The organism is Pseudomonas sp. KCJK9058 (assembly GCF_046230975.1).
Classification (GTDB): Bacteria; Pseudomonadota; Gammaproteobacteria; order Pseudomonadales; family Pseudomonadaceae; genus Aquipseudomonas; species Aquipseudomonas alloputida.
Window position 1 is genome coordinate 1 of record NZ_JBJJLR010000117.1, and the last position, 890, is coordinate 890.

At 60.6% G+C, this 890-nt stretch carries 1 pseudogene; it reads left to right on the top strand.

Features of this window, described 5'->3' with window-relative positions:
* Nucleotides 1–890: pseudogene (locus ACK59Z_RS25840) on the top strand (type IV secretion protein Rhs); the annotation flags it as partial.

Genomic DNA, 890 nt, shown 5'->3' on the forward strand with positions numbered 1-890 from the left:
GGCCTGCCGAGCAGCCGCCAGGATGCCAAGGGCCAGCGGGTTCGCTATGAGTACGACAAGGCCATTCGCCTGACCGCGCTGGTCAACGAGAACAACGCCACGTACAGCTTTGCCTACGACGCTTCGGACCGGCTGAGCGAAGAAGTGCGGGTGGATAACCTGACCCGGCGTTTCAGCTACAACGTCGGTGGCCATCTCACACGACTGGATGAGATTGGCTATGGCGAAAATGCCGAGCGGCCCGAGCGCCATACGCTGTTCGAGCGTGATGCCATTGGGCGTTTGGTTGCCAAGATCAACCGTGATGCGAGCCAGACATTCGCATACGACGACGGTGACCGGTTGCTGAGCATCAAGCGGCAACCGACCGGGATCGGCAAGCAGCTTGGGATCACAGAAGAGAAGCTGGAATACACCTACGATCTGCTCGGCCGTCTGACCAAAGAAATCACCCCTGACGGCACGCTCGGCTACGAGTACGACCCACTCAGCAACCTGACCACGCTGACCCTGCCGGATGGGCGTAAGGTCAATCACCTGTACTACGGCAGCGGCCACCTGCACCAGCTGAACCTGGATGGCCAGGTCATCAGTGACATGGAGCGCGATGACCTGCACCGCGAGGTGTACCGCACGCAGGGCAAGCTCACCAGCTGCTTCGGTTATGACGCCATGGGGCGCAAGGCCTGGCAGTTTGCCTCGACCTTGCCGGCCGACAAGCTCTCGCAAGTGCATAACACCGGCATCAATACCTCGTTGCTGGTCGAGCACGCCTACAACCCGATCCACCGCCGTTACCAGTACGACCCAGCCGGTGAACTGGTGCGTACCCTCGACAAGCTACGCGGCGAGATCAAGTACGAATACGAAGCCAACGGCCAGTTGCGCAG